The organism is Chelativorans sp. ZYF759 (genome assembly GCF_012911015.1).
In the GTDB taxonomy this organism is placed as follows: Bacteria; Pseudomonadota; Alphaproteobacteria; order Rhizobiales; family Rhizobiaceae; genus ZYF759.
This window is the reverse complement of the sequence record NZ_WVVV01000005.1, coordinates 200,107-225,255: the sequence shown is the minus strand read 5'-3', so window position 1 is coordinate 225,255 and position 25,149 is coordinate 200,107. Positions and strand designations below refer to the sequence as shown.

25 protein-coding genes are annotated in these 25,149 nt (G+C 64.3%); 1 reads left to right on the top strand and 24 read right to left on the bottom strand.

The genetic code is table 11. The annotated features are described in order from the left end of the window. Positions 1–14 precede the first annotated feature (14 nt). From GRZ55_RS10555 to GRZ55_RS10525, 7 genes are all read right to left on the bottom strand, one after another. Positions 15–794, bottom strand: coding sequence for an SDR family oxidoreductase (locus GRZ55_RS10555; RefSeq protein ID WP_169286869.1), 780 nt, complete (start codon positions 792–794; stop codon positions 15–17). An 87-nt stretch (positions 795–881) separates the two neighbouring features. Beyond that, positions 882–1,946: an ABC transporter substrate-binding protein gene (locus GRZ55_RS10550; protein ID WP_169286868.1), complete on the bottom strand. Its 1,065-nt coding sequence runs from the start codon at positions 1,944–1,946 to the stop codon at positions 882–884. Positions 1,947–1,956: 10 nt separating this feature from the next. Further along, on the bottom strand, positions 1,957–2,280 hold the full coding sequence (locus GRZ55_RS10545) for a hypothetical protein (protein WP_246734669.1): 324 nt from the start codon (positions 2,278–2,280) through the stop codon (positions 1,957–1,959). After that, positions 2,277–3,035 carry an ABC transporter ATP-binding protein gene (locus tag GRZ55_RS10540; protein ID WP_169286867.1) on the bottom strand — a complete coding sequence of 253 codons (759 nt, stop codon included), beginning with the start codon at positions 3,033–3,035 and terminating at the stop codon, positions 2,277–2,279. The genes GRZ55_RS10545 and GRZ55_RS10540 overlap by 4 nt, the downstream gene beginning before the upstream one ends. Next, the gene (locus GRZ55_RS10535; protein WP_169286866.1) at positions 3,032–3,838 is read right to left on the bottom strand and encodes an ABC transporter permease; all 807 of its coding nucleotides are present in this window, start codon (positions 3,836–3,838) and stop codon (positions 3,032–3,034) included. The genes GRZ55_RS10540 and GRZ55_RS10535 overlap by 4 nt, the downstream gene beginning before the upstream one ends. Next, the gene (locus GRZ55_RS10530; RefSeq protein WP_246734667.1) at positions 3,835–4,641 is read right to left on the bottom strand and encodes an ABC transporter permease; all 807 of its coding nucleotides are present in this window, start codon (positions 4,639–4,641) and stop codon (positions 3,835–3,837) included. The genes GRZ55_RS10535 and GRZ55_RS10530 overlap by 4 nt, the downstream gene beginning before the upstream one ends. A 120-nt stretch (positions 4,642–4,761) precedes the next feature. After that, positions 4,762–5,301 (bottom strand): 2,4'-dihydroxyacetophenone dioxygenase family protein, encoded by a 540-nt coding sequence (locus GRZ55_RS10525; protein WP_169286864.1) that lies wholly within the window; start codon positions 5,299–5,301, stop codon positions 4,762–4,764. Positions 5,302–5,469: 168 nt separating this feature from the next. On the opposite strand from GRZ55_RS10525, the gene GRZ55_RS10520 reads away from it, so the two are divergent. Then, positions 5,470–6,279 (top strand): IclR family transcriptional regulator, encoded by an 810-nt coding sequence (locus GRZ55_RS10520; protein ID WP_169286863.1) that lies wholly within the window; start codon positions 5,470–5,472, stop codon positions 6,277–6,279. 67 nt (positions 6,280–6,346) lie between these two features. Here GRZ55_RS10520 and ppsA read toward each other — a convergent pair whose 3' ends face one another. From ppsA to GRZ55_RS10435, 17 genes are all read right to left on the bottom strand, one after another. Next, the gene (gene ppsA, locus GRZ55_RS10515; protein WP_169286862.1) at positions 6,347–8,734 is read right to left on the bottom strand and encodes a phosphoenolpyruvate synthase; all 2,388 of its coding nucleotides are present in this window, start codon (positions 8,732–8,734) and stop codon (positions 6,347–6,349) included. 5 nt (positions 8,735–8,739) lie between these two features. After that, positions 8,740–9,099 carry a carboxymuconolactone decarboxylase family protein gene (locus tag GRZ55_RS10510; RefSeq protein ID WP_169286861.1) on the bottom strand — a complete coding sequence of 120 codons (360 nt, stop codon included), beginning with the start codon at positions 9,097–9,099 and terminating at the stop codon, positions 8,740–8,742. Between the two features lie 431 nt (positions 9,100–9,530). After that, the gene (gene glk / locus GRZ55_RS10505) at positions 9,531–10,475 is read right to left on the bottom strand and encodes a glucokinase (protein ID WP_169286860.1); all 945 of its coding nucleotides are present in this window, start codon (positions 10,473–10,475) and stop codon (positions 9,531–9,533) included. 38 nt (positions 10,476–10,513) lie between these two features. Further along, the gene (locus GRZ55_RS10500) at positions 10,514–11,632 is read right to left on the bottom strand and encodes an ABC transporter ATP-binding protein (RefSeq protein WP_169286859.1); all 1,119 of its coding nucleotides are present in this window, start codon (positions 11,630–11,632) and stop codon (positions 10,514–10,516) included. 3 nt (positions 11,633–11,635) lie between these two features. Then, positions 11,636–12,529 (bottom strand): carbohydrate ABC transporter permease, encoded by an 894-nt coding sequence (locus tag GRZ55_RS10495; protein WP_169286858.1) that lies wholly within the window; start codon positions 12,527–12,529, stop codon positions 11,636–11,638. Continuing rightward, the gene (locus tag GRZ55_RS10490) at positions 12,526–13,428 is read right to left on the bottom strand and encodes a carbohydrate ABC transporter permease (RefSeq protein WP_169286857.1); all 903 of its coding nucleotides are present in this window, start codon (positions 13,426–13,428) and stop codon (positions 12,526–12,528) included. The genes GRZ55_RS10495 and GRZ55_RS10490 overlap by 4 nt, the downstream gene beginning before the upstream one ends. Positions 13,429–13,503: 75 nt before the next feature. After that, positions 13,504–14,760 carry an ABC transporter substrate-binding protein gene (locus GRZ55_RS10485; protein ID WP_246734665.1) on the bottom strand — a complete coding sequence of 419 codons (1,257 nt, stop codon included), beginning with the start codon at positions 14,758–14,760 and terminating at the stop codon, positions 13,504–13,506. Positions 14,761–14,969: 209 nt separating this feature from the next. Further along, positions 14,970–15,794, bottom strand: coding sequence for a universal stress protein (locus tag GRZ55_RS10480; RefSeq protein ID WP_169286855.1), 825 nt, complete (start codon positions 15,792–15,794; stop codon positions 14,970–14,972). Positions 15,795–15,925: 131 nt separating this feature from the next. Further along, complete coding sequence (locus GRZ55_RS10475; protein ID WP_169286854.1) at positions 15,926–16,447, bottom strand: DinB family protein; 522 nt, start codon at positions 16,445–16,447, stop codon at positions 15,926–15,928. Between the two features lie 9 nt (positions 16,448–16,456). Next, positions 16,457–16,906 carry a Rieske 2Fe-2S domain-containing protein gene (locus tag GRZ55_RS10470; RefSeq protein WP_169286853.1) on the bottom strand — a complete coding sequence of 150 codons (450 nt, stop codon included), beginning with the start codon at positions 16,904–16,906 and terminating at the stop codon, positions 16,457–16,459. Then, positions 16,903–18,006 (bottom strand): amidohydrolase family protein, encoded by a 1,104-nt coding sequence (locus tag GRZ55_RS10465; RefSeq protein ID WP_169286852.1) that lies wholly within the window; start codon positions 18,004–18,006, stop codon positions 16,903–16,905. The genes GRZ55_RS10470 and GRZ55_RS10465 overlap by 4 nt, the downstream gene beginning before the upstream one ends. Further along, on the bottom strand, positions 18,003–19,100 hold the full coding sequence (locus GRZ55_RS10460; protein WP_246734664.1) for an amidohydrolase family protein: 1,098 nt from the start codon (positions 19,098–19,100) through the stop codon (positions 18,003–18,005). Before GRZ55_RS10460 ends, GRZ55_RS10465 begins: the two co-directional genes overlap by 4 nt. Further along, positions 19,097–19,975 carry a TauD/TfdA family dioxygenase gene (locus GRZ55_RS10455; protein ID WP_169286851.1) on the bottom strand — a complete coding sequence of 293 codons (879 nt, stop codon included), beginning with the start codon at positions 19,973–19,975 and terminating at the stop codon, positions 19,097–19,099. Before GRZ55_RS10455 ends, GRZ55_RS10460 begins: the two co-directional genes overlap by 4 nt. Before the next feature lie 25 nt (positions 19,976–20,000). Continuing rightward, positions 20,001–21,998, bottom strand: a complete 1,998-nt coding sequence (locus GRZ55_RS10450) for a TRAP transporter fused permease subunit (RefSeq protein WP_169286850.1) — start codon at positions 21,996–21,998, stop codon at positions 20,001–20,003. 101 nt (positions 21,999–22,099) lie between these two features. Further along, positions 22,100–23,320 (bottom strand): TAXI family TRAP transporter solute-binding subunit, encoded by a 1,221-nt coding sequence (locus tag GRZ55_RS10445; protein ID WP_169286849.1) that lies wholly within the window; start codon positions 23,318–23,320, stop codon positions 22,100–22,102. A 110-nt stretch (positions 23,321–23,430) separates the two neighbouring features. Beyond that, complete coding sequence (locus GRZ55_RS10440) at positions 23,431–23,877, bottom strand: DUF126 domain-containing protein (protein ID WP_169286848.1); 447 nt, start codon at positions 23,875–23,877, stop codon at positions 23,431–23,433. Continuing rightward, positions 23,874–25,148, bottom strand: coding sequence for an aconitase X catalytic domain-containing protein (locus GRZ55_RS10435; protein ID WP_169286847.1), 1,275 nt, complete (start codon positions 25,146–25,148; stop codon positions 23,874–23,876). Before GRZ55_RS10435 ends, GRZ55_RS10440 begins: the two co-directional genes overlap by 4 nt. Position 25,149: the final 1 nt, after the last annotated feature.

Genomic DNA, 25,149 nt, shown 5'->3' with positions numbered 1-25,149 from the left:
TGCTGGGGGGATGCCTAAAGCGTCGCGTTGATCGCGCCGCCGTCGAGGAGGATGTTCTGGCCTACGATGTAGCCGGCATAGGCGCTGCACAGGAATGCGCAGGTCGCGCCGAATTCCTCGGTCGTGCCGAAACGCCCCGCCGGATTGGCGCCATAGGCCTCGGCGCGCGCCTCCTCAACGGAGATCCCCTTGTTGCGGGCGGTATTGTTCATCAGCGATTCGATGCGGGCCGTCTCGTGCTGGCCTGGCAAAAGATTGTTGATGGTGACGCCATGTCGGGCGACCTGGCGCGACGTCCCCGCCACGAAGCCGGTCAATCCGCAGCGCGCCGCACCCGATAGGCCCAGCTCGGGAATGGGCGACTTCACGGAGCCCGATGTGATGTTGACGATGCGGCCCCATTTGCGCTCGATCATGCCCGGCAGCACCGCCGTGATGAGATGGATCGGAGACAGCATGTTGGCGCGGATGGCGCCCTGCCATTCCGCCTCGCCCCAGTCATGCCACATGCCGGGCGGCGGGCCGCCGGCATTGTTGACCAGGATGTCGGGCGCCGGACAGGCTGCCAGGAGCTCGTCACGGCCTTCGGGTGTCGTCACGTCCGCGGCGACCGCAACGACCTTCACGCCATGGGCCTGCGCGATCTCTTCGGCGGCCTTCTCGAGTTCCGGTCGGGAACGCGCGTTGAGCACAATGTCCACGCCTGCCTCGGCAAGCTTTTCGGCCGATCCGCGACCCAACCCCCGGGACGCGCCGCATACGATCGCCGTTTTTCCTCTGATGCCAAGATCCATGGTGCTTCTTGCTCTTCTGTTTGGGTAGGTCCGACAGGCTGGAGGTCCCGCCGCCCGGAAGCGGCGGAACCTGGTTTTCGGGGTCGACTACGGCTGGAAGGAATAGCCCTCGCCGATGGCGACATCCGCCGGGATCTCCGGCAGATCGGAGAACAGTTCCGGATGATCGGCCATCACGTTGACGATCGGCCCGGAATTGATGTGCTCGTTCACATCGAAGGTACCGTCGATGAAGCCGAGCCCATGAAGCGTTTCGACGGCTGCGTGAAGTGCAGCATAGTTGTTCGCCGAGAGGCGCCGATCCGCCTGCTGGATGTTGTACTCCATGGCTTCGAGGGCCACTGCCGGGTCAAGACCCGGAATCCAGCGGGTGGCGATCTGTGCGGCATCCTCCGGATTCTGTCGCATCCACTGGTCCGCCTGTGACAGCGCGGCCAGGAATTTCTCCAGGATCTCGCCATTCTCGTTGGCCCAATCCCGCATCGCGACGTTGAAGCCGAGATAGGAGATATGATTGCCACCGCGAACGACCTCATAGGCGCCGGGCACGTCCTTCTGCGCGACGATGGGCCAGGGGTCCCATCCGACGAAGGCGTCGATGCCGCCCGAAAGCAGGGCGACAGTCATGTCCGGCGGAGGCGTGTTGACGAGATCGACATCGGCAACCTCAAGACCCGCGGCATCGATCAGCGCCAGAACGTAGAGATGGTTGATCGTGCCGAAGGACGCGGCAACGCGCTTGCCGCGCAACGTGGAGAGATCGTCGCCCGAAATCTCCGAGCCTTCCCGTGCCACGAGCGCCATGGTGGTGTCCGAGCCCATCTGGGCTGCGTTGCCGCTGTAATTGGCAAGCGCGACGAGTTCCATACCGCGAACGACGGCACCGATCATGGGCACGCCGACCTGGACCGTATCTACCTCCCCGGCCTGCAGGGCATTGAGCGCATCGACGCCGGTCGCGTAGGGGTTGGCGATCGTGACGTCGAGCCCGTGCTCCTCGAAGAAGCCCTGCTCGAGTGCGATCGGCAGTCCCAGCTGATCGATCGCAGACACCATACCGGCATTCAGTTCTATGAGGTCGTCGTCCTGTGCGCTTGCGGCGATGGGCACCGCTAGCGCCAGACCGACGGCCAATACCAGTCGTCCAATCATGATTTCCTCCTCAATTGAGCGGCTCCACCCTCGCGACCCAGAAGGGCCGCGCGAGCGTGGAAAGATCCGCCCGGTTTACTCCGCGCACCTGCACGGAATTCCCACTCGTTCCCGAGACTCTTCCGATCTTCTGGAACTTCTGAATGTGAAAGCGTTCCGGTGGAAAATTGAGCGTGACCAGAACATCCACGCGTCTTGTATCGGTCGGGATGCCGTCGGCGATCTTGCCCGCGGCTGCAACGCTCAGCCAGACCTGCCAGCCGACCAGCACCGCGATGACGGCGAGTACGACCTTCGTGCGCGGCGAGGCTATGGCGTCCCGCATCATGCTCATGCCGAACGCACCAGTTGCAGCACCTGATTGGAAAGGGCCTTGAAATCATCGTCCTCGACCAGCCTGTCCCAGGACCGGGGGCGCGACAGCGGGATGTCGACCTGCTCGAGCACATTGCCCTTCGACAGGACGACCACCTTGTTGGCCAGAAACACCGCCTCCGAGACATCGTGGGTGATGAACACGATCGTCGGCCGCCTCTCCTCCCAGATGCGGGTGAGTTCCTCCTGCAGCGTCATGCGGGTCTGCGCGTCAACGCTGGCGAAAGGCTCGTCCATCAGGAGAACATCCGGGTTGTTGGCGAGCGCGCGAACGACGCCGACACGTTGCTGCATGCCGCCGGACAGTTCGTTGGGGTAGCGGTCGGCGGCATGCGAGAGCCCGGCCAGCGCCAGATATTCTTCCGCGATCTTCGCCCGCTCGGCCTTGCCGACGCCGCGCATCTTGGGCCCGAAGGTGACGTTCTCCGACACCGTCTTCCAGGGAAAGAGCGCGAAGGACTGGAACACCACGCCGCGGTCGGGCCCCGGCCCCTTGACCTCGCGCCCGCCGACCAGAATGCGCCCGGAGGTGATCGGGACAAACCCGGCGATCATGTTCAGGATTGTCGACTTGCCGCAGCCGGAAGGGCCGACGACGGCGACGAAGTCGCCCTCCTCGACATTCAGCGACACATCCTTCACGGCCGTGAACTGTGTGCCGCGATACGGGTCGAAATAGGTTTTCGACAGGTTTTCGAGAGCCAGACTTTTCATTTCGTCACCAATCCCCACCGTTCGCCGGTTGCCCGCTCGATCGGCGCCAGAAGCCAACTGTCCACGATGTACCAGAGGATCCCGAGGACGATCATTCCGACCACGATCTCGTCGACCGATCCCGCCCGCCGCGCGTCGAACATCAGAAAGCCGATGCCGCTGGTGCCCACGATGATTTCGGCTGCGATCAGCGCGCGCCAGCCATAGCCTAGCCCGTTGCGCAGACCCGTGATGATGTTGGGCAGCGCGCCCGGCAGCGTGACCTCCAGCAGGATCCGGCCGCGCGGCGCGCCAAGACTTTGCGCGGCCCGGTGCAGGTCGGGCTTAGCCGAACGGATGCCCAGCACCGTGTTGAGCACGATCGGGAACAGCACCGTGTAGACAATGACGAAGGTCATGGTGGTCAGGCCGAAGCCGAACCACACCAGCAGGATCGGCAGCCAGGCAATGTCGCCGATGGCCTGGAAGAAGAGCAGGATCGGCCAGCTGAATTCATGCGCCCGCTTGTTGAGGCCGATGAAGATGCCGAGCGGAATGGCGATGGCGATGCCGGCGGCCGCCCCCACGGCAAGCCTGGACAGGCTGTCGATCAGATAATCGCCGAGAATGCCCTTGTAGGTCAGCTCCCAGGCCTTGCCGATCACGTCGAGCGGGCCGGGCAGGAACACCCGCGGAAACAGCTCCAACCACACGATGAAAGCCCAGATCGCGATCAGCGGAATGAAGGGGATGAAAGCCGCCAGCATCGGCCAGCGCGCAGTCCAGCGGGCATAATAGCCCCATAGGGTGTAGATCGCCATCATGACCGCTGCACCATTCCCCAGCGCTCGATGGTGGAGCGCTCCAGCGGGGCAAGAAGAAGCCTGTCGAGGACCAGCCAGATGATGCCGATGACGATCATGGCGAAGACGATGACTTCCGTGCGGTAGAAGTCGCGGGCCAGGAACAGCATGTAGCCGAGGCCGACATTGGTGGCGATCATCTCGGCCGCGATCAGGCCGCGCCAGGCGAACCCCATGCCGGTGCGGATGCCGGTCACGATGTTGGGCAGCGCGCCTGGCAGCAGGACATGAGTGAGCATCTGCCAGCGGCTGACGCCCAGCGAGGCGGCGGCATGGCGCAGCGGCATCGGAATGGTGGAGACGCCCAGCAGCGTGTTGTAGGCGACGATGAAGAAGACGGCATTGAAGATGACGAAGGTGATCGCGCCGAAGCCGTAGCCGAACCACAGCGTGGCGATGGGTATCCAGGCGATGCCGGCCAGCACCGAAAAGAAGCGCAGCAGCGGGCTGAGAAAATCCGACACGCCGCGGCTGACGCCCATGGCGATGCCGAGCGGCACGGCCGTGACGATGCCTATGAAGGTCCCCACCGACACCCGCCAGAGACTGGCGCCGACATGCGAGATCAGCGACCCGTCGGCAATCGTGCCCCAGCCGGCGCGCACCACGGTCGGCACGTCGGGAAAGATGCGCGGATTGACGTTGAAGAGCGTCACGATCAGCTGCCAGAGCACCACCAGCAGCAACAACGGCGTGAGGAACTTGACCGCCTGCCAGGTGCGCCGATAGGGCATCGGCGAAAAGGTCACCGCCTGCTCAGACATGGGCGCCGTCATCGCGGTTTCGCGTCAACTGATACGCGGCTGCTCGCTTCATCGAACCTGCTTCCTCCCCATCATTCTCCCCTCCCCGGTAAGTCCTTCACGCCGCCCGCCTCCTCGCGGCTAGCGGATGAACTGGTCGATGAATGTGCTTCCGAGCCCGTTGCCGGCGTAGTGCGCCCGGCATTTGTCGATACGGGTGAAGACGTCGTCATAGCCCACGGTATTGCCGTCCGGATCGACGTAGATCATCGCGCCATTGACCTGGAACATCGTGATCATCTCCTCGACATGCTCGTCGACGACCAGCGTGTGGGTCTCGCCCGGCGCCTCGTAGACATAGCCACCTTCGCGGGCGACCCAGTCATGCTCGAGATAGCGCCACTCGCCCTTGATGACGTAGCCATGGACCGGCTGGGGATGTCTGTGGCGGGAAAGGACACCGGATTTGCGGACCTTGAGGAGGTTCATCCAATAGCCGCGCGAGGTGCACATCAAAAGCGGACGGAACCAGACATTCTCCTCCACCGGTACCCAGACGCGCTCGTCCCTGGGGATGGCGTCGGGAATGACGAGTTCCGGCGGAGACTCGGCCGGCTGCGGCTTCCGATAGGGAAGCCACTTATCGCTCGCAGCGGCCGCCTGCGGCTTTTTGTCGGTCATGGTGCTCCTCCCAAAGCCCCACCCCGCTGGACTAGCGACCCTCCGACGCATCCGTGTAGAGATGAATCGAAAGAGGATGGATTTGACCAGTTGTCCACATTGTGGTCAACTTGCCCACATTATCGACAGCCCCCTCGGGCTTGTCAAGCTCGGATCGAAGGAACCCTGATGGCCGAAAACGACCAGCCGCGCAGCCGCACGCAAGCCGGTGTGCAACAGGTGAAGGGCACGGCGTCCTTCTCGAAGTTCATGGTTGTTCTGCAGGCGATCGCCGACGACCCGGGCAGGCTGGACATCGTGCGGCTGACGAAGCTCCTCCCCTACCCGCGGGGCACGGTTTATCGCATCGTCACGGCGCTGGCGGCCGAGGGCCTGATCTCCGAGATCAGGGACCATGGTACCTACCAGCTCGGTCACCGGCTGATCCATCTCGCCTCCAAGAGCTGGGAGACTTCGGACCTGCGCTCGGCGGCGCGCGACTACATCGAGGCCCTGCGCAATGCGACGGGCGAGACGGTTCACCTCGCGGTGCCGAGCGGCACCGGCATGGTCTATATCGACAAGCTCGAAAGTCCCCGCACCGTCCGGATGACATCACGTATCGGGACGCGGGTGGAACTCTATTCGACCTCGGTCGGAAAGGCCTATCTGGCGGCCCTGCCAGTAGATCGCCTGCGTCAGGTCGTGTCCTCGCTCGACATGCGCCCACGCACACAGCACACCATCACCAATGTCGACGCGCTTCTGGCCGAGATCGAGCGCACGCGGACGCGTGGCTATTCCTACGACAACGAGGAAAACGAACCCGACATCAGGTGTTTCGGCGGCGCGATCGTCGACCGATCGGGCATGCCGGTCGGCGGGGTAAGCCTGAGCATACCCATCTATCGCTACGACGAGGAGCGACACGACGTCTATTCGCAAAAGGTTCGTGAAACGGTGGCAGCGATCTCCGCCGGCCTGGCCGACATTGTCTGAGAGGAAACGCCCATGGCGGGCGCGGTCTGACTGACTCTCATCCCGCGGGCCCGCCGGGAAACCTTCGCTATGCCGGGCGCTCGGAGGCCGCCTCTTCGGCCTTCGCCACCTCCTGCTTGACGGCCACGAAGCTGTCGGGGCTGACCGAGATGGAATCGATCCCGCATTCGACGAGGAAGGCGGCGAATTCCGGGTGGTCGCTGGGCGCCTGCCCGCACAGGCCGATCTTGGCCCCGGCTTTCCTCGCCGCCTCGATAACGCTGGCGATCATCCACTTCACTGCCGGATCGCGCTCGTCGAAGAGGTCGGCCAGTTCGCCCGAATCCCGGTCGACGCCAAGTGTTAGCTGCGTCAGATCGTTGGAGCCGATGGAAAAGCCGTCGAAGCGTTTTGCGAATTCGGCGGCCAGGATGACATTGGAGGGCACCTCGCACATCACGTAGACCTCGAGCCCGTTCTCGCCGCGCTTCAGCCCGTTCTCGGCCATCACCTCCAGCACGCGGTCGGCCTCGGTGACCGAGCGGCAGAAGGGGATCATGACGACGACATTGGTAAAGCCCATTTCCTCGCGCAGCCGGCGGATGGCCCGGCATTCGAGCGCGAAGCCCTCGCGGTAGCGTGGCGAATAATAGCGCGAGGCGCCGCGGAACCCGATCATCGGGTTTTCCTCGGCAGGCTCGAATTCCGCGCCGCCGATAAGGCCGGCATATTCGTTGGTCTTGAAGTCGCTCATGCGCACGATGGCCGGACGCGGCCACACGGCGGCGGCGATGCGCGAGAGACCGCGCGAGAGGTGATCGACGAAGAACTCGGTCTTGTCCTCGTAGCCTGCGGTGAGCTCGACGATCTCGGCGCGTGCGGCCTCGTCCTTCAGCCGGTCGAAATGGACCAGTGCCATGGGGTGCACGCGGATATGGTTGGAGACGACAAACTCCATCCGTGCGAGTCCGACGCCGTCGGCGGGCAATTGCCACCAGCGCAGTGCCGCAGCCGGATTGGCCAGGTTGAGCATGATGGAGGTCTTCGTTTCCGGAAGCCGGGTCAGGTCGATCGTCTCGACCGAAAAATCGGCCACTCCCTCATAGACGAAACCTTGGTCGCCCTCCGCGCAGGAGACGGTGACCTCCTGCTCTGTGTGCAGGATGCGCGTGGCGTCTCCGGTGCCAACGATGGCCGGCAGGCCGAGCTCGCGGCTGACGATGGCCGCGTGCGAGGTGCGCCCGCCATGGTCGGTGACGATGGCGCTGGCGCGCTTCATGATCGGCACCCAGTCGGGATCGGTCGTGCCGGTGACCAGGATCGCTCCATCGACGAACTGGTCGATATCGCGGGCGTTTTCGATCAGGCAGACCGGCCCCGTCGCCACCGCGCTGCCGATGGCCAGACCCGTCGCGAGCTTCCTGCCCTTGTTTTCGAGATGGTAGGTCTTGAGCGCGCCCGCACCAAGCTGGGACTGGACGGTCTCGGGTCGGGCCTGGACGATGAACATCTCGCCCGTCTCGCCATCCCTGGCCCATTCCATGTCCATCGGGCAACCATAATGCGCCTCGATGGCGACGGCCCAGCGGGCAAGCTGCAGGATCTCGGCGTCGCCCAGCACGAAGCCCGCGCGCTCGGCCTTGGAGGTGGGCACGTTGCGGGTCGGCTCGCTGCCCGAGGCGTAAATCATCTTGATCGCCTTCTCGCCGCGCTTCTTGCCGATGATGGGCACCAGGTCGCCCTTTTCCAGCAGGGGCTTGAAGACCTGGTATTCATCCGGATCGACCGCGCCCTGCACGACGTTTTCGCCCAGCCCCCAGGCCGCGTCGATGACCACGACATCCTTGAAGCCGGTCTCGGTGTCGATGGAAAACATGACGCCGGAGCCGCCGAGATCGGAGCGCACCATCTGCTGCACACCGACCGAGAGCGCCACCTTCATGTGGTCGAATCCCTTGGCGATGCGGTAGCTGATGGCGCGGTCGGTGAACAGCGACGCGATGCAGCGCTTGCAGGCCGCAAGCAGGGCCTTCTCGCCGCGAATATTGAGAAATGTCTCCTGCTGGCCCGCAAAACTGGCGTCTGGCAGGTCCTCGGCGGTGGCGCTGGAACGCACGGCGACATCCACATCCGCCTTGCCGGTGCGCGCGCACAATGCGCGATAGGCGCCGGCGATGGCCTCCGCGGTTTCGGCCGGCCAATGTCCCTTGAGCACCGCCTCCCGGATCTCGCGGCCTGTCTGCTGGAGCGTGGCCTCGCCCCGGTCAAGCTCAGCCAGCAGCCCGGTCATCCGCTTCGTGAGATCGTTGGCCTCGATGAAGCGCCAATAGGCCTCCGCGGTGGTGGCGAAGCCGGGTGGGACGCGGATGCCCTTGGGCTCCAGGGTCTGCACCATCTCGCCGAGCGAGGAATTCTTGCCGCCCACCTGGCCGACATCGGCGCGGCGGACGTCATCAAACCGGATCACGAGGGTCATGGGGATCACTCCGCTGCCGCCGGTTCCGTCGCGAAACTGTCGAAGGCGCGAAGCGCCTCGCCGGCATAGACGACCGCTGGACCGCCGCCCATCTGGATGGCGACACCGATCGCCTCCACCACCTCTTCGCGGCTAGCGCCCAGTTCGGCCAGCCGGGAACCGTGATAGGCAAGGCAGCCGTCGCAACGGGCCGCGACGCTGAGCGCAAAGGAGATCAGTTCCTTGGTCTTGGTGTCGAGCGCGCCGCTGGCATAGGCGGCCCGGCCCAGCGCACCAAAGGCCTTCATCGTGTCGGGAGCGGCTGTCGCCAGCAGGCGGCCATCGCTCCGCACAGTCTGGTCGAGTTGCGTGAAGTCCTTGGCCATATGCATCTCCCGGGTTCGTGACAGGGAAGCCCGAAACGGCGACACGCGGCATTGATCCGCGTCAAGCCAAGCGGCACGGCGGAAAACGGGAACGTCGACCGCAGCCTCTCAAATCCGCCGGCAGCGCACAAGCGGATGTCTCTTATTCGCTAATCTTCGAGCTGGCAGGCCGCCTCAGGATAGCCCTAAGCTTTGCCTCCTCTTCCACAAGCAGGCGATTCATGACCTGGCGAATTTCGGCATCGCACTCCTCCGCAAGCTTGTTGCGGAGATGCTCGATATTGAGCTCGGCAATGCGCCTATCCATGATTCCAGTCCGCCGGAGGTGCGGCAATCGAGGCCGCGCGGTGCGAGAAGCTGAATGCTCACCCTATCGACAAACCCACGCGCCATCAACCAGCGGCTGCAAGCTGTTGCAGTCGCGGCACCCATCAAAGCGCCACGGCGGCACCACGCAGGCCGGCATCAGCTGCAATGACCACCCGAAGCGGGACTGCCTCAAGCAAACCGGACAACCGGCCCTTGTCGCAGAACGACTCCCAGAACGGGCCGGTCTCGAGCAGGGCCAGTATTCGTGGCGCGATGCCTCCGGCGATGTAGACGCCGCCAGCCGCACCATAGGCGAGCGCCATGTCCCCGGCAAAACGGCCGAGCCACCTGGCGAAATAGGTCGCGGCGTCGGAGGCAATGGTGTCGCCTCCCTCCGACGCCAGCTCGAAAAGCCTGGCGACCGTGACCGGATCGCGCGGAGAACCTCTCAAGTCGCCCAGGATGGCATACACCTCTGCGAGTCCCGGACCCGAGACCAACCTCTCGGTGGAGACGCGTTTGACCAACGCCGCCATACGCCTGGCAATCGCCACCTCCTCGTCGGTTTCCGCGGCAAACCCGATATGCCCGCCCTCGCTGGCCACCGGAATCCAGCCCTCCCCGCCATGCACCAGTCCGGCCATGCCGAGGCCGGTACCCGGGCCGAGAACCACCTTGGGCATGAGCCCGGCGGGCTCTCCGCCGCCGATGCGGTGCAGATCCTGGGGTAGCAGATGCGGCAGCGCCCGCGCCTGCGCCTCGAAATCGTTGATCAACCGCAGGTCGTCGATGCCGCTGGCCGCGCGCAGGCTGTCGGCTGTGAAGGTCCAGTTCAGATTGGTCATCCGCACCGGCTCGGCCCCCAGCGGCGCGGCGACGCCAAGACAGGCCCGGGCCGGCACCCGAGGCAGCGTCTTCAGATAGGCGCCCAGCGCTTCCTCGAGCGAAGAGAAATTGCGGCAAGGATAGGCAGCGAACCGATCGAGGGACAGCGTCTCCGGGTCTGCCAAAGCGAAGCGGGCATTGGTCCCGCCGATGTCGCCCACCAGTGCCTGTCGCGTCGTCATGCTGGCCGTTGAATTCTTCACCTGAAACCGCCCGCCAGTCAGCTGCTGGCCGAAAGACGTTTGCCGGTCTCGGGATCAAACAGCTTGGCGCGTTCCATATCCACCTCGAAGCGATACATGGAGTCGACAGGAGCCTTGTCTTCGGGATGGACTCGGGCAATCGCCTCGACGCCGCCGAGAGTGAAGATGATCAGCGTGTCCGGGCCCGTCGGCTCGACCACGTCGATCCTGCGTTCGAACGCGAAGGTCTGCCTTCCGCCGCGCTGCTCGCCTTCCTTGACGATGGATTCGGGCCGCAGCCCGAGGATCAGTTCGCGACCGAGAAAGCTCTTGGCCGTGGCAGTCAGTTCCCTTGGAATGGGAAACAGCACCGTGCCCTCCTCATCCGTCACGTCGAGCTTCAGCCCGTCCGACTGAACCACCTTGCCCTTGACGAGCGCCATGGCCGGCGATCCGATGAAGCTTGCGACGAAGAGATCGACCGGTCGCTCGTAGATCTCTTCGGGCGGCGCGATCTGCCGGATCGTGCCGGCATCCATCACGGCGATGCGCGTCGCCAGCGACATGGCTTCGACCTGGTCGTGCGTGACGTAGATGATCGTCTTGCCCAGCCGCTGATGCAGTTTCTTGATTTCCGTGCGCATCTCGACACGCAGCTTGGCGTCGAGATTGGACAGAGGCTCGTCGAACAGGAAGACTTCCGGGTCGCGCACGAGCGCGCGGCCCATGGCGACCCGCTGGCGCTGGCCGCCGGAAAGCTGCCCGGGCTTCCGGTCGAGCAGCATTTCGATATGCAGGAGATCGGTGACCTCTTTCAGCGCCTTCTGGCGCTCCTCCTTCGGCACCCGGCGCGTCACCATGCCGAAAGTGATGTTCTCCTCCACGGTCTTGGTGGGGTAGAGCGCGTAGGACTGGAAGACCATGGCGATGTCGCGGTCCTTGGGCGCGATGTCGTTGACCTTCCGCTCGCCGATATGGACGTCGCCGTCCGACAGCGTTTCCAGACCCGACACCAGGTTGAGCAGGGTGGACTTGCCGCAGCCCGAGGGGCCGACGAGGACGACGAATTCGCCGTCCTCGATCTCCATGTCGATGCCCTTGATCACCTCGTTGGAGCCAAAGCGTTTCCAGACATTGTCGAGCCGGACCTTGCCCATGGATCAACCTTTCACTGCACCGGCCGCCAGGCCGCGGATGAAGTACTTGCCGGCGAATACGTAGACGATCAGCGTCGGCACGGCGGCGATGATGGCGGCCGCCATGTCCACATTGTATTCCTTCACGCCGGTGGAGGAGGCGACGAGGTTGTTGAGCGCCACGGTCACCGGATTCGAGTCGCCGACGGTGAAGGCGACGCCGAATAGGAAGTCGTTCCAGATCTGGGTGAACTGCCAGATCACCGTGACCACGATCGCTGGCGGTGCCATGGGCAGCATGAGGCGGAAAAAGATGCCGAAGAAGCCGGCACCGTCGATCTTGGCCGCCTGCACGATACCGTCCGAGACGCCGACGAAGAAGTTGCGGAAGAACAGCGTCGTGAAGGCCAGTCCGTAGATCGTGTGGACCAGCACAAGACCGGGGACGGTGCCGGCCATGCCGAGGATGCCCAGCGTGCGCGCCATCGGCAGGAGGACGACCTGGAACGGAATGAAGGCGCCGAACAGCATGAGTCCGAAGATCAGGTCGGAGCCGCGAAAACGCCATTTCGTCAGCGCGTAGCCGTTGATCGCGCCGAGGAAGGTCGAGATGATGACGGCCGGAATGACCATGGCCATGGAGTTCCAGACATAGGGCTTCAGCCCCTCGCAACGCACGCCGACGCAGGCCGAATCCCAGGCGCGCAGCGCCGGCTCCAACGTCGGCTCCTGCGGCAGGCTGATCAGCGTGCCGGTCCTGATCTCCTCCAGCGGCTTCAGCGCGGTCGCGATCATGACGAAGAGCGGCATGAGATAGTAGAGCGCGAAGAGCCCGAGGATGGCGAAAAGCAGGAGCCGCAGGAACGTGTTCAGCGGGCTCGTGGCGCGGACGATGCCGTGGATCTGACGCGCGCTCATTTCCGGCTCGCCCTCAGTTCCGAGTAGAGATAGGGGACCACGACCGCCATGATGGTGACGAGCATCATCACCGCGCTTGCCGCCGCCAGCCCGAGTTCGCTGCGCTGGAAGGCATAGGCGTACATGAAGGTGGCGGGCAGATCCGTGGCGATACCCGGCCCCCCGGCCGTCAGGGCGATCACGAGGTCGAAACTCTTGATGGCGAGATGGGCGAGCACGATGATCGCCGACAGGAAGACCGGCCTCAGCATCGGCAGGATGATGCCGACATAGGTTCGGAAGGGACCGGCGCCGTCCATGGCCGCGGCCTTGACGATCTCGTCGTCGACCGAGCGAAGCCCGGCCAGGAAAAGGGCCATCACATAGCCCGACGATTGCCACACGCCGGCGATGACCACGGTGTAGATCGCCATCTCGCGATTGACGAGCCAGTCGAACTGGAAATTGGTGAAGCCGAGATCGATCATCACGCGCTCCAGCCCGAGAGTTGGATTGAGGATCCACTTCCAGGCCGTTCCGGTGACGATGAAGGACAGCGCCATCGGGTAGAGATAGATGGTCCTGAGCGCCCCTTCCGCGCGGATGCGCTGGTCGAGCAGGATCGCCAGGAAGATGCCGATGACGAGGCAGCCGACCATGAAAAGGCCGCCGAATATCAGCAGGTTCTCCAGCGCAACGTACCAGCGCGGCGTATTCCACAGCCGCACATATTGCACGAACCCCGCCCATTCATAGCGCGGCAGGATGCCCGAACGGGTGAACGAGATGTAGACCGTCCAGGCGATGAAGCCGTAGACGAAGAACAGGCTGGCGGCGAAGGACGGCGCGACGACGACCTTGGGCAGCCAGATATCGGCGCGCCGCACAAATGCCAGCGCTCTGCTCGCTTGACCGGACATGGGCTCTCTCCCCCAAGGACAACCGTACCGGGCCGCGTCTGGCGCGGCCCGGGCGTGGACAGCGTGCCGGGTTGGCTACATCGCCCGCTGAATGGCGGCGACGAGACGGTCGACGGCTTCCTGCGAGCTCATGTCGCTGTTGAAATGCTCGGTCACGACATCCAGAAACTCACCGCGTACAGAGCGCGACACCGCCATCTCATGGGCCATCGAGGGCACGAGCGTATCGGCCGCGATGGCGGCGGTCAGATCGTCATGCGAGCGCTGGGCGCAGATGTCGAAAGCGTCGAGGGAAACATCGACCCGGGCGGGAATGGAGCCCTTGGCGAGGTTGAAGGTCTCCTGGAACTCCGGCGACATGATCAGGCTGGCCAGAACCTGCTGCCCCTCGATCCGGTCATCGCCGCGCACGTTGAACATGACGAAAGAATCGGAATTCAGGATGAAGGCGTTGCCCGGAGCGGGGGCACAGAGAAAGTCCTCTCCCGGAACCTTGCCCCCGGCCAGAAACTCACCCTTGGCCCAGTCGCCCATGATCTGGAAGGCGGCTTCGCCATTCATCACCATGGAAGTGGCCAGGTTCCAGTCACGTCCTGAGAACCCGGGATCGACGTAAGAGCGCATCTTGCGCATCTGGTCGAACACCTGGATCATCGTGTCGCTGTTGAGCGCATCCATGTCCAGCTCGACAAGTGCGGCCCGGAAGAAATCGGCGCCGCCCAGGCCGAGGGCGACAACCTCGAACACGGTCGCGTCCTGCCAGGGCTGGCCGCCATGGGCGAGCGGCGTGATGCCCGCTTCCATGAGCTTTTCGGCGGTGGTGTTGAACTCGTCCCAGCTCGTCGGCACATCGGCGTCGACCTGCGCCAGGAGTTCCGGGTTTGCCCAGATCCAGTCGACGCGGTGGATGTTGACCGGCGCGGCGACGTATTTGCCGTCAAATTTCATGATCTCGGCCAGCGCCGGGGGCAGGACGTCGTCCCAGCCTTCCGCCGCCGCGACGTCCTCGACATCGGCGACCGCGCCCTCGACGGCCCATTCCTGGATGCCGGGGCCCTTGAGCTGGACCGCAGTCGGCGGATTGCCGGCCACGACGCGGGCGCGCAACGCTGTCATGGCAGCATCGCCGCCGCCGCCTGCGATCGGGGAATCGATCCAGGTGCCGCCCTGATCCTCGAATGACTGCTTCAGTTCGCCGACTGCCCTTGCTTCGCCGCCGGAGGTCCACCAGTGCAGGACCTCGACGGTTCCGCCGGCATGAACATGCGATGTGCCGGCCAGCATCATCGCGACGCCGGCAGACAATAGAAATCCTCTTGCACTACGCATCATTCGTCTCCTTCCCAAGACAGATCCGGCCACGAGGGCCGACCCGAAGACACTGTTTCAAATGCCTGGAAGGGCTGCCTTGACCCTGATCAGACAGCCAGGCTGACATGGTTTTGAGAATGGAGCCGGGTGCCTCCGATCGGAGAGGCCTTCACGTGCGCGAACGAGCGGCGAATGGGTGAAGAAACGGCAGAACTTAGCTCGGCCTCAAGCTAGTTGGACAGAAATCTGCTCAGGGAGCCGTCGGTGAGAAGCGAGCGAGTGACGCCACCAAAGGCCCACTCGCGAAGACGGCTGTGTCCGTAAGCTCCCGAGACCACGAGATCCGCTCCCACGTCGCGCGCCAGATTGGCAATGGCCACCGCAGGTGGTGCGCTGCTTGCCTGAAGCAGCGCTTCCTCGGCCTTGATCCCATGCGCTGCAAGATGGCGCACTGCCTCAGCACAGCTTTCACGAGCCCGTGTCTCGTCACCTTCCGGAACCGTGGCCACGATGACCCGATCCGCTGCAGCCATTAATGGCAGCGCGTCGACCACGGCACGCCGCGCCTCACGCGCATTCTTCCACGCCACGACGATCGTTCGCGCGGCCGGCGCGTCCTCGTCCGCCCCGAGGACGAGCACGGGCCGTCCCGCTGCCACCACCAGCCTTCCCAGATCGACACGCCGGTCGCGCTGGAGGACCTCGCCCATGCGCGGTGTTCCCACCACCAGCAGATCGGCCGCGGCGGCGTGGAGCGCGAGAAGTTCGGTGGGATGTCCGATCCGGCCCATCCAGACGACACCTGCCCCTTCGCCTGCCAAATCGACGAATTCCCGATGCAGCAGCTTCAGGCGCGCCGCGATCTCGTCCCGGCGGCCGCGCTGGGCCTCCGCGACGGCGCGCCCTCCTTCATAGGGAAGGTGAACGCGATAATCGGCGGCGCAAAACGCGATGAGTCCGGCCTCGAAGCGACCCGCGAGGTCCAATCCACTCCGCAGCCGCTTCTCGGCGGGTTCGTCGACGTCGAGCTGAACCATGACGGTCTTGATGCTCACAGCACGGTCTCCTTGTGCTCCGCCGCACGGCATTGTCGGTGGGAACGGTGCGCAAGACTAGGACGACCCGGCTCCAGCGGCGTTGACCGGGATCAAGCCGGGATCGGAGTCGGTCGATCAGGCGCCGCGGCTCATGCGCTGACCATGGGGTCGCCCTGACCCCAGACGGTCCAGAGGTCGGTCGCCCCCGTATCCTGGCCAAAAGCAGTCAGAAGCGCATGGATCTGGCCGCGATGGTGGGTCTGGTGGTTGAACATGTGCACCACCCGCATCGCCTGGGGAGAAATGAACTCACGCGGCGTGCCCGCGAACCACACGATGGGGGTCGCGAGGAAGTCCACCGTGACCGTCTCCGCCCAATCGACGATCTCGCGGTCGGTGCGCCGACGCAAGATGGCCAGTTCCTCGAAGTCCTCGACGAAGCTGGTGCTCTTTTCGCGCGGATGGGTCGGCTCCTTGGCTCCCGCCAGGCGCCAGAGCCAGACGCGATCCGCCCACAGCAGATGGTTGAAGGTCGCGTGAATGGAACCGAAGAAGGCGCCGCGGTCGGCCCGTCTTTGCGCGTCGGTGAGACGGGCGGCCGCGGCCAGCCAGCGGCCGTTCATCTCTTGATTGTAGCGCGCCATGAAGGTGACGTAGTCGGGTTCGATCATTCGCTCTGCTCAGACCGACACGACGACATAGTCGCCTTCCTGCGACACTTCGTAGATGTCGATGCGGTAAGGGCCTTCCTGCAATTGCGCGCTGTCTGTGACCGCAACGTCGTAGCTTTTCACCCGGGTGCGCGCAGGATCACACCACGACCGCCCGGTCTTCAGATCAAACTCCCAGCCGTGCCAGGGGCAGCGCACGAACTCTCCCTGGCGGATCATGCGATACTGCCCTGGCTCGTCGGATTGGGCGAGGCCCATGATCTGGCCCTTGCACAGGCTGGCTCCTTCATGCGGGCAGCGGTCGCCGATGGCGGCGAATTCGCCATTGACGTTGAAGATGGCGATCTCCCTGCCCTCGATCTCGACGCGTCTGGCCTTGCCCGGCGCGATCTCGTCGACGCGGCACACCACATGGCGGACCGTTTCACGCCTGGGGCGCCCTGCTGCAGCCTGGCTCATTTCAGGCCGAACAGCGCGATCGCGTTGTCCCTCAGCATGGCCTGCTTGTGGGCCGGGTCGATCGGCACCTTGAAGGCATATTCGGGATGATCGAAATCCCAATGCGGATAGTCGGTCGAAAACATCAGCCGATCGTGACCCACCCACTCCAGCACGTCATAGAGGTGACGGTTGATTTCCGGCTCCTCGATCGGCTGCGTGGTCAGCCAGACATTCGACTTCACATATTCGGAAGGCCGCTTCTTCACGTGGCGAAGCTCGCCGCGCATGCGCTCCCATTCCCGGTCCATGCGCCACATCAGCGGCGGCAGCCAGGCGAAGCCGCCTTCCACCAGCACGAGCTTGAGGTCGGGAATGGCATCGAAGACGCCTTCGAAGATCATGCTGGTCAGCACGGTCTGGCTGGCGTTGGAGAAGGCGAAGTGTTCCTCGATGTAGAAGGACGTCCAGCCGCTGCCGGTGTTGGCCCGGCTGCCGAAGGCGGCCGAATGCATGCCGATCGGCAGACCGTAATGGGCGGCGGCCTCGTAGAGCGGCCAGTAGCGCTTGCGCCCGGCCGGCTCGAGCGCACGCGGCGGCACCGAGATCTRCACGAAGCGCTTGTCGGAGACCCGCGCCTCGATCTCGGCGATGGCGCTGGCGGTATCCTCGTTGGTGACGCAGATCGAGCCCTTCAGGCGCGGCTCCTTGTCGAGCCATTTGTCGATCTGCCAATCGTTCAGCGCGGTGCACAGCGCGATGCCGAATTCCTGGTTGAAGACGGCACTGCCGGCCGCCAGCGGCTGCAGGATACCGAACTCGATGCCGAGCGGATCAAGCAGCTGTTCCTGAAGGAAGGCGAGGTCGGAGGCCGGCGGGCCACCATTGGGCGGCCAGGAATCGCGGCGCATGCCGTTGCCGGGCGTGATGCGCGGATAAGGCATGGCTCCCAGGAAGGCGTTCGGCGTGCGGATCCCGTAATCATGCGCATGCTGGCGCCAGCGCTGCGGCAGGTAGCTGGGCAACTCATCGGGGGAGGAAAAGGCGGGATGGATGTCGCAATCCACGATGCCGATCTTGCTCGTATCCTGGCGTTCGCGTTCGAGGGTCATCTCGTTCATGAGCCGATCTCCAGGCGTTGATAGGTTTCCCTGACATTGTCCCGTACCAGCCGTGCGGCAAGGTCCTGGGGCAGGTTTTCCGGCCAGTACGACACGTCGCGGCCGTGATCGTGCGGAAAGTCGGTAGAGAACAGCAGCATCTCCTCGCTGTTGAGATGCGCGATGGCTTTGGCCGCCTCTTCCACCTTCGCCGGCCCGTCGAAGGGCTGCGTGGTCATGCGGAAATGATTGCGGATGATCTTGGCAGGCATCTCCTTGACCCACGGCACCTCGATGCGGGCGCCGCGCCAGTCCTTGCTCATGCGCCACATCAGACCGGGCAGCCACGTGATGCCGGATTCGATCAGCACAACCTTGAGATCGGAAAATTTGGCGAAGACACCCTCCGCGACTAGGCTGCCGACCTGATTGGCGAAGCCCTGCGCCTGGTGGATGTGGTCTTCGGCCAGGAAGGAGGGAAAACCGCTTTGCGTTAGCGCGTGGCGATAGGTGCTGCCGGCATGGATGGCGAGCGCGAACCCGTGCCTTGCCGCCGCCTCGTAGATCGGCCAGAAGGTCCGGCGTCCGAGCGGCATCTCGCCCATGGCGAGCGCCAGGACCTGAACGAAGCGGTTGTCGCCCGCATGACGCTCGATCTCCGCCACCGCCTCGTCCGGATGCTGGAAGGGCACGAGCAGCGAGGCGCGCAGGCGCTTGTCCCTGGCCAGCCATTCCTCGGCCAGCCAGCGATTGGTGGCCGAGCAGAGCGCGGTCGCCAGATAGGGGTCGTAGACGGCGTGGATGCCGGAAACGACATTGAGGATCGCGGCCTCCAGGCCCAGCGGATCGAGATGCGCCCCGGCCATCCCAGCGGCGTCGGCATTGACCCGCTCGCCATCGGCGTGTCGATAGGGCAGCGTCGATTCCGGATAGCTCATCAGTTCCAGGCGGTCGATGCTGCGCGACATGAATATCTCGCGCCAATAGGCGTCGAGGAATGGCATCAGATCCTCGCGGCGCGGCGAGCGCGGATGCACGTCGCAATCGATGGCGCCGAGCCCCTTGATGGGCAGCGGGGTGGCGGTCTTGGTCATCTCGTCTGCGCTTGTACTCATGCGGCCGCCCGTTCGTTCGTGCCGACGTCGAGCGTGGTGGCGCGCCTCAATTCGCGCGGCTGCGACAGGTCGAAGCGCCGGCCGCGGTGAAGCGTTGCGCGGTTGTCCCAGATGACAAGGTCGTTGGGCCGCCATTTGTGGGCATAGACGTATTCGGGCTGCGTGGCGTGTTCCAGCATGTCCATCAGCAGCATGCGGCCCTCGGCCACCGTCCAGCCCTTGATGGAGCGCGCATGGATGCCGGCGAAGAGGATCTTGCGGCCCGACCCCGGATGGGTGCGCACCAGCGGCCACCAGACCGGCGGCAGGGCGGCCTTCTGTTCCTCGGTGTAATCGGTGTCGCCAAGCAGGAAGCGCGAGTGAAGCGCGTAGTGCTCGGCCTCCAGCCCCTCGATCTCGGTTTTCATCTCTTCCGGCAGGCCATCATAGGCGGCCCTGAGATCCGCAAATTCCGTGTCGCCGCCGCTTGAAGGGACCTGCACCGCGGCCAGCATGGAATAGCGGGCCGCAGGCTGCTGGAAGGAGGAATCGCTGTGCCAGAGCTGGTTGGCGATATTGGAGACGATCTTCTTGCTGTCGCGGGCGACCGTCCCGCCGGCATCGCCCACATTGGAGATGTCGGCCAGTTCCGCATGTTCCAGGCGGTCGGGCTGCTTCTTCAGCTTCTTCAGACCCATGTCGAGGGGACCGAAGGATCTGGCGAGGTCCAGCTGCTGCGTCTGCGTCAGCGGCTGGTCGCGGAACACGAGGACCGCATAGGTGTCCATCGCCCGGTTGATCTCGTCGATCGTTCCCGCGTCGAGCGGCTGCGAGAGGTCCACGCCGGCGGCTTCGCCGACAAAATGCTTGTGCAACTGCGTGATCGTGAGGGTCATGGTTTCCTCCTCCTATCTCTTGCTCCTAGCCGCGCTGAGTGTCGGCCAGCGGCTCCGGTGTGGCAGGTGCCGGACCGTCCTCGGCTGCATCCGGCTGCCAAGCCAGCCCGCGCAGGGCCAGTATCCCGGCGGTTACCGCCAATCCGCCAACCGTGCTCATCCATTCGGGGAAGCCGATGCACAGGCCCGCGGCAAACAGGATCGGCCGCGTCCACGCCTTCAGCCGACCAAGATACATCATCCTGCCTTCCGAGGCGCCCGCGATGATCACCACCGCGAGGATGTTGAAGGTCACCCAGATCGCGGTGAGGTGCAGCGGTCCCTGCAGGATGAGCGCCGGCTCGAACAGGAAGAAGATCGGGATGAAGTAGAGCACGATACCGAGCCGCGCGGCATGCACGCTGGTCAGAAGCGGGTCGGAGTCGCTGATGCGGGAAGCCAGGAAGGCGGCCAGCGCGATCGGCGGCGTGATGGCGGCGAGCGTGGCGTAATAGGCGATGAACATGTGGATCGCCAGCGTGTTGAGGCCCGCCATCTGTTCGAGCGCCGGCGCCAGCGTCAGGGCCAGCATCAGATAGGCCGCCACGATCATGCCCAGCATGCCGAAGACCATGCAGACAGCAATGCCGATCGCCAGGACGGGAATCACGCTGTCACCGCCCATGCGCACCAGTTCCGACGCGATGACGGGGGCGACGCCCGTCGCCATCAGGCCGCCAAGGATGAAGCTGGTGGGCAGAAGCAGGCCGATCGTCTGGCTGAGCATCTTGCCGATCTCGTAGATGATGTTCGGGATGCGGCTCAGCGTGATGCGCAGTTCCTTCTTGAAGAAGGTCAGGAAGATCAGCAGGCCCGAGGCGTAGAAGGGCGCGAGGCGCTCGAGCCGCAGGAAGACAAGGGCGTAAATGAGGAAACCCAGTACGATGATGAACGGCCAGCCATCGATCAGCGTCTTGCGCACCGATGGCAGTTCGATCTGCGGCAGGCCCTTGATGCCGTGCTTGGCCGCATAGCCGTCGACATGGCAGTAGAGGCCGAAATAATAGAGCGCGCTCGGGATGATCGCGGCCAGCACGATGACCCCGTAGGAGGTGTTGGTGAAGTCGGCCATGATGAAGGCAACCGCGCCCATGACGGGCGGCATCAGCATGCCGCCCGTCGAGGCGCAGGCTTCCAGCGCACCGGCATAATAGCCGGGAAAGCCCGACCGCTTCATGGCCCGGATCGTGACCGAACCGGTGCCCACGACATTGGAGAAGATCGAGCCCGACAGGCTGCCGAAGAAGCCCGAGGCGATTACCGCCACCTTGGCGGGGCCGCCGCGCGCCTTGCCCAGCAGGGCGAGCGCGAGCTTGAGAAAAAAGTCGGCGGCACCAGTGGCGACCAGAAGCGCTGCAAGGATGAGGAAGCCAATGATGGTCTCGCCGACAACTCGGGTGACGACGCCCAGCATGGCATCGCCTGAAAAGACGTTGAACGCGACGGTCCGCGCGAGTGTCGTGGGAGGCCCCCAGAACATGCCCGGCATGTAGACCGCGTAGATCGGATAGAGCGACAGGGCCAAAACGATACCGAGGAAGATGTAGCCGCCGGCACGCCGCGCCGCATCGAGGATCAGGATGTAGATGCCTGCCCCCACCACCAGCTGCCAGGTGTGGGAGACCGGCACCCAGGTCTGGAAGATCAGCGAGCGGCCCATATAGGCCATGAAGAATGTCAGTCCGCAGATCGCCAGAGCCGGAATATAGGAGAAGATGCCGACCCGGACCTCGCCCTTGTAGGCGGGCAGGAGCAGGTAGACCCATGGCAGGTAGAGCGCCATGAGAAGGAAGTAGTATGTGACGTCCAGGAACGGCACGATACCGAAGATGTAGACGACCGCCAGAAGTGCGCCAGCCGCCGACATCGTCTGCAGGATCACGCGCACGGCGAGCGGCATGCTCTGCCAGCGCTCAAGCGTCCGGTCCCGCAGGTCGGCGGGGACGGCTTCTTGACTTAGGGCCTTATCCTTCTCGCTCAGCATAGCTGAAGCCTTTCCAATGGGCTGTGCCTGGCACGCCTCGACGCGGGATCATGCAAGAATGGCCCGGCCGCCCGCGAGACGCGGGCGGCCGGTTGGCAACATCAGTTCAGCGCGAGCACTGCCTGGCCGAAGTTTTCAGGCAGGCCGTTTTCCGCGCGATAGGTGCGCCAGAAGTCGATCCAGGCCTGGTTGTCGGGCTCGATCGCGATGCCTTCGGCCTCGGCCGCCTCAATGGCGGCGCGGTAGCCGGCCTCCTGCGCCTGTGCCATTTCGACGAGCTGGTCCTGGCGGGTCTGGTGTGCCTCAGTCCACCGGCCGATTTCCTCGAGATAACGGATCGCACCCTCGTGCAGCGGCTGAAGCGCGCCGTTGTCGAGGAAGGCCACGAGGTTGTCGATGCTCATCATGTGGGCGTGGGTGAAGTCTTCCTTGAAGGAATCGTGCTGCTCATCCATCCACTTCAGCAGCTGATAGACGAACTCCGGATCCTCGTCGGCGCGCACATGGTTGGCCTGGAAGGCATGGTCCATGTAGAGGCCGTGCGAGGTGGTGACGCCGGATTCGACTTCCATGGCGACGTAGCCGGGATGCTGGGCGCGATAGCGGGCGAAGGCTTCCGGATCCTCCTCCTCACGTGGCAGTGGCAGCCAGCGGATCGAATTCGGGCCGGCTTCCGCCTCGTAGCTCGGACCCGATGTCGGCGAGGTGAAGGTCACATCAGCACGGCCTTCCGGAATGACGGCCGTATTGGCGCCGTAATTGCCGACCTCCACCAGGGTCACATCCTCGGGCGTAAGATCCCGATAGGCGAGCAACGCCTGGACGCCGGAAATCAGGAAGGAGGAGCTGGGCGAATACGAAACGCGCGTGCCCGGCCCGATATCGTTGAAGCTCTCGATCGCCGAATCGCCGCGAACCATGTAGCCCCAGCCGGTCACCTGGTTCATGTTGATCATGCGTGTGTCGGTCGGTCCGGCGTCGCGCGTGGCATAGCCATCGGCGGCGTCCATCTGGTCGAAATAGTCGGATGCCTGAACGAGCACGATACGTCCCTCGTCCTGGTTGAGCCAGGCGGCGCGCGAAAAGCCGTTGGGGGCAGGCAGAACGCGGGCGCGCGAACCCGTCTGGGCGGTAAATTCACCTGTCCAGGCAACGGCCAGAGAATGGTTCGCGGTGCCCACGATCGGGGTGATCACGTTGAAGAATTGCGGCCATTCGTAATTGTCTTCGGCGGCGGCATTGTTGGCCGTGCCGGCCATCAGGCCGATTGTGAGCGCTACGCCGGCAAGGCCGGCAAGGATGGATGTGCGGTATCTCGACATGTTGATTCCTCCTCTGTCGAACGCGAAACAAGGGTTCTGTGTGGCTGTCGGCCGGATCCTCCCGAACCGTCCCTTGCGTCTTGGGTTGCGCGGGCGCGTGCCCGCAAGTCTCAGCTCTCGCTCCTTCTCGTGACGGTGATGATTCCGGCATCGGCATCGACGACCACCCAGTCGCCGGTGCGTATCGTCTCGATGGGATCTGTGTCGCACTCCGTCATCGCGGGTACGCGTGTCACCACCGCGCCAAGCGCGATCTTGGTCGTCATGCGGTTGAAGATCATCGCCTTCGGGGCGACGCCGTTCAGCCGGGTCATGTGGAAGAAGGCGGACCAGCCCGAGGACCCCTTGGCGCCCGGGAAGATGAGCACCTTGTCGGCAAAGGACTGGCCGTGCAGCTCGTGCAGACGCTCGATGATCGAGCCGTCGCGCTCGTTGATGCCGCCCCAGCCCGAGATCGTGTCGGTGGTCACCAGGGCCTCGCCCTCTGACCGGCCGCCCACGACCTTGCGGCCCTTGATGACGAAGGTCTCTTCGGTTGCGGCGAGGTTGGTGGTCATTGGACGCCTCCCCGCCACTCGCCGGCCACCGCCGCCTCGACGCAGTCGGTGACCGAGCCGAACCAGCCCTGGACCTTGGCGATTGCCGGCAGGTAGTGGGCCTGCTTGGCCGAATCCGTCGCGATCACCCGCACGCCCGGTGGCAGACGGCGCGAGATGGCCGGACAGGTATCGCTCATCACGACCCCGCCCGCCGCGCTGATGATGTCGCAATAGCCACTGCGGTCGGCGACCTGGCGGATGGCGCGCGGCGTGTGCACCCATAGCTGCACATCCGGATGGATCTTCCTGCCTTCGAGCAGATGCGCGATCAGTTCCATCTGCTCGATGGAATTGTGCGGGCAGCCAAGCATGATGAAATCGACCTTGCGGTCGGTCGCGCTCTGGATCTTCTCGTAGGTCTCGCGGCGCTCCTTGGCGCCGTAGCGGATCGTCTCGACCGCGCTGCGCGGCCCGAATGCCGCCTCAAGCGTATCGGCCTCCGGCGTCACACCGGGGATGTGGTACATCTCGACTCCGCCGGAGGAGGCAGCGGCGGCGCCGAAATGCTTGAGCTTGATGAGTGTCGGCTGGTGCGAGGCGCCCTTCAGGACGGGGATGTTCTCTTCCACCGCGTAACCGATGAAGTAGCCGAGCAGCCCCCAGTCCATCATGTCGTCGACCTCGATGTCGAGTTCGATCAGATGGCTGCCGAAGCGGTTTTCCGGCAGGTGATAGCCCCAGTAGGGGATGCGTCCCGTCAGCGCTGCCGCGCCGGTCGATTCCTTGCCCTCGACATTGGTGCGCGCGCCCAGGACCGAGTTGCAGTAGATGACGGCGGACGATTCCATCCAGGCGCAGTGCTCGCCCTTCACCGGCACGTTGCCGACCTGATAGGGCGTGCAGGTGGCCATCAGGTTCACGCCGCGCTGGCCAAGATAGCGCTCCGACTGCTTCTGCAGTTCAGCGAGCCCGGCGTCGACGCCCTGGACTTCCCAATTGTCGTTGTCGATGCCGGTGATCAACTGGCAGGTGGGAACCGCCATGCGGGGAATCTCGACGGTTTCGTCGCTGTCGAGATTGAGTTCGGAAAAGACCTTGTCGAAACCCTGTTCGGCGATGTGGCGGATCGACGGCGTCGATGCGTTGAAGGCGCCGGCGACATTGTTGGTCTCGACCAGCCTCTCGGCACCCAACGCTTCACCATAGCGAACCAGGAGGTCCATGGCGCGCGCCCTGGCCGCGCCATGCTGGCCGTCAAGCATCGCCTTCTCATGATCGGTCAGGCGCATT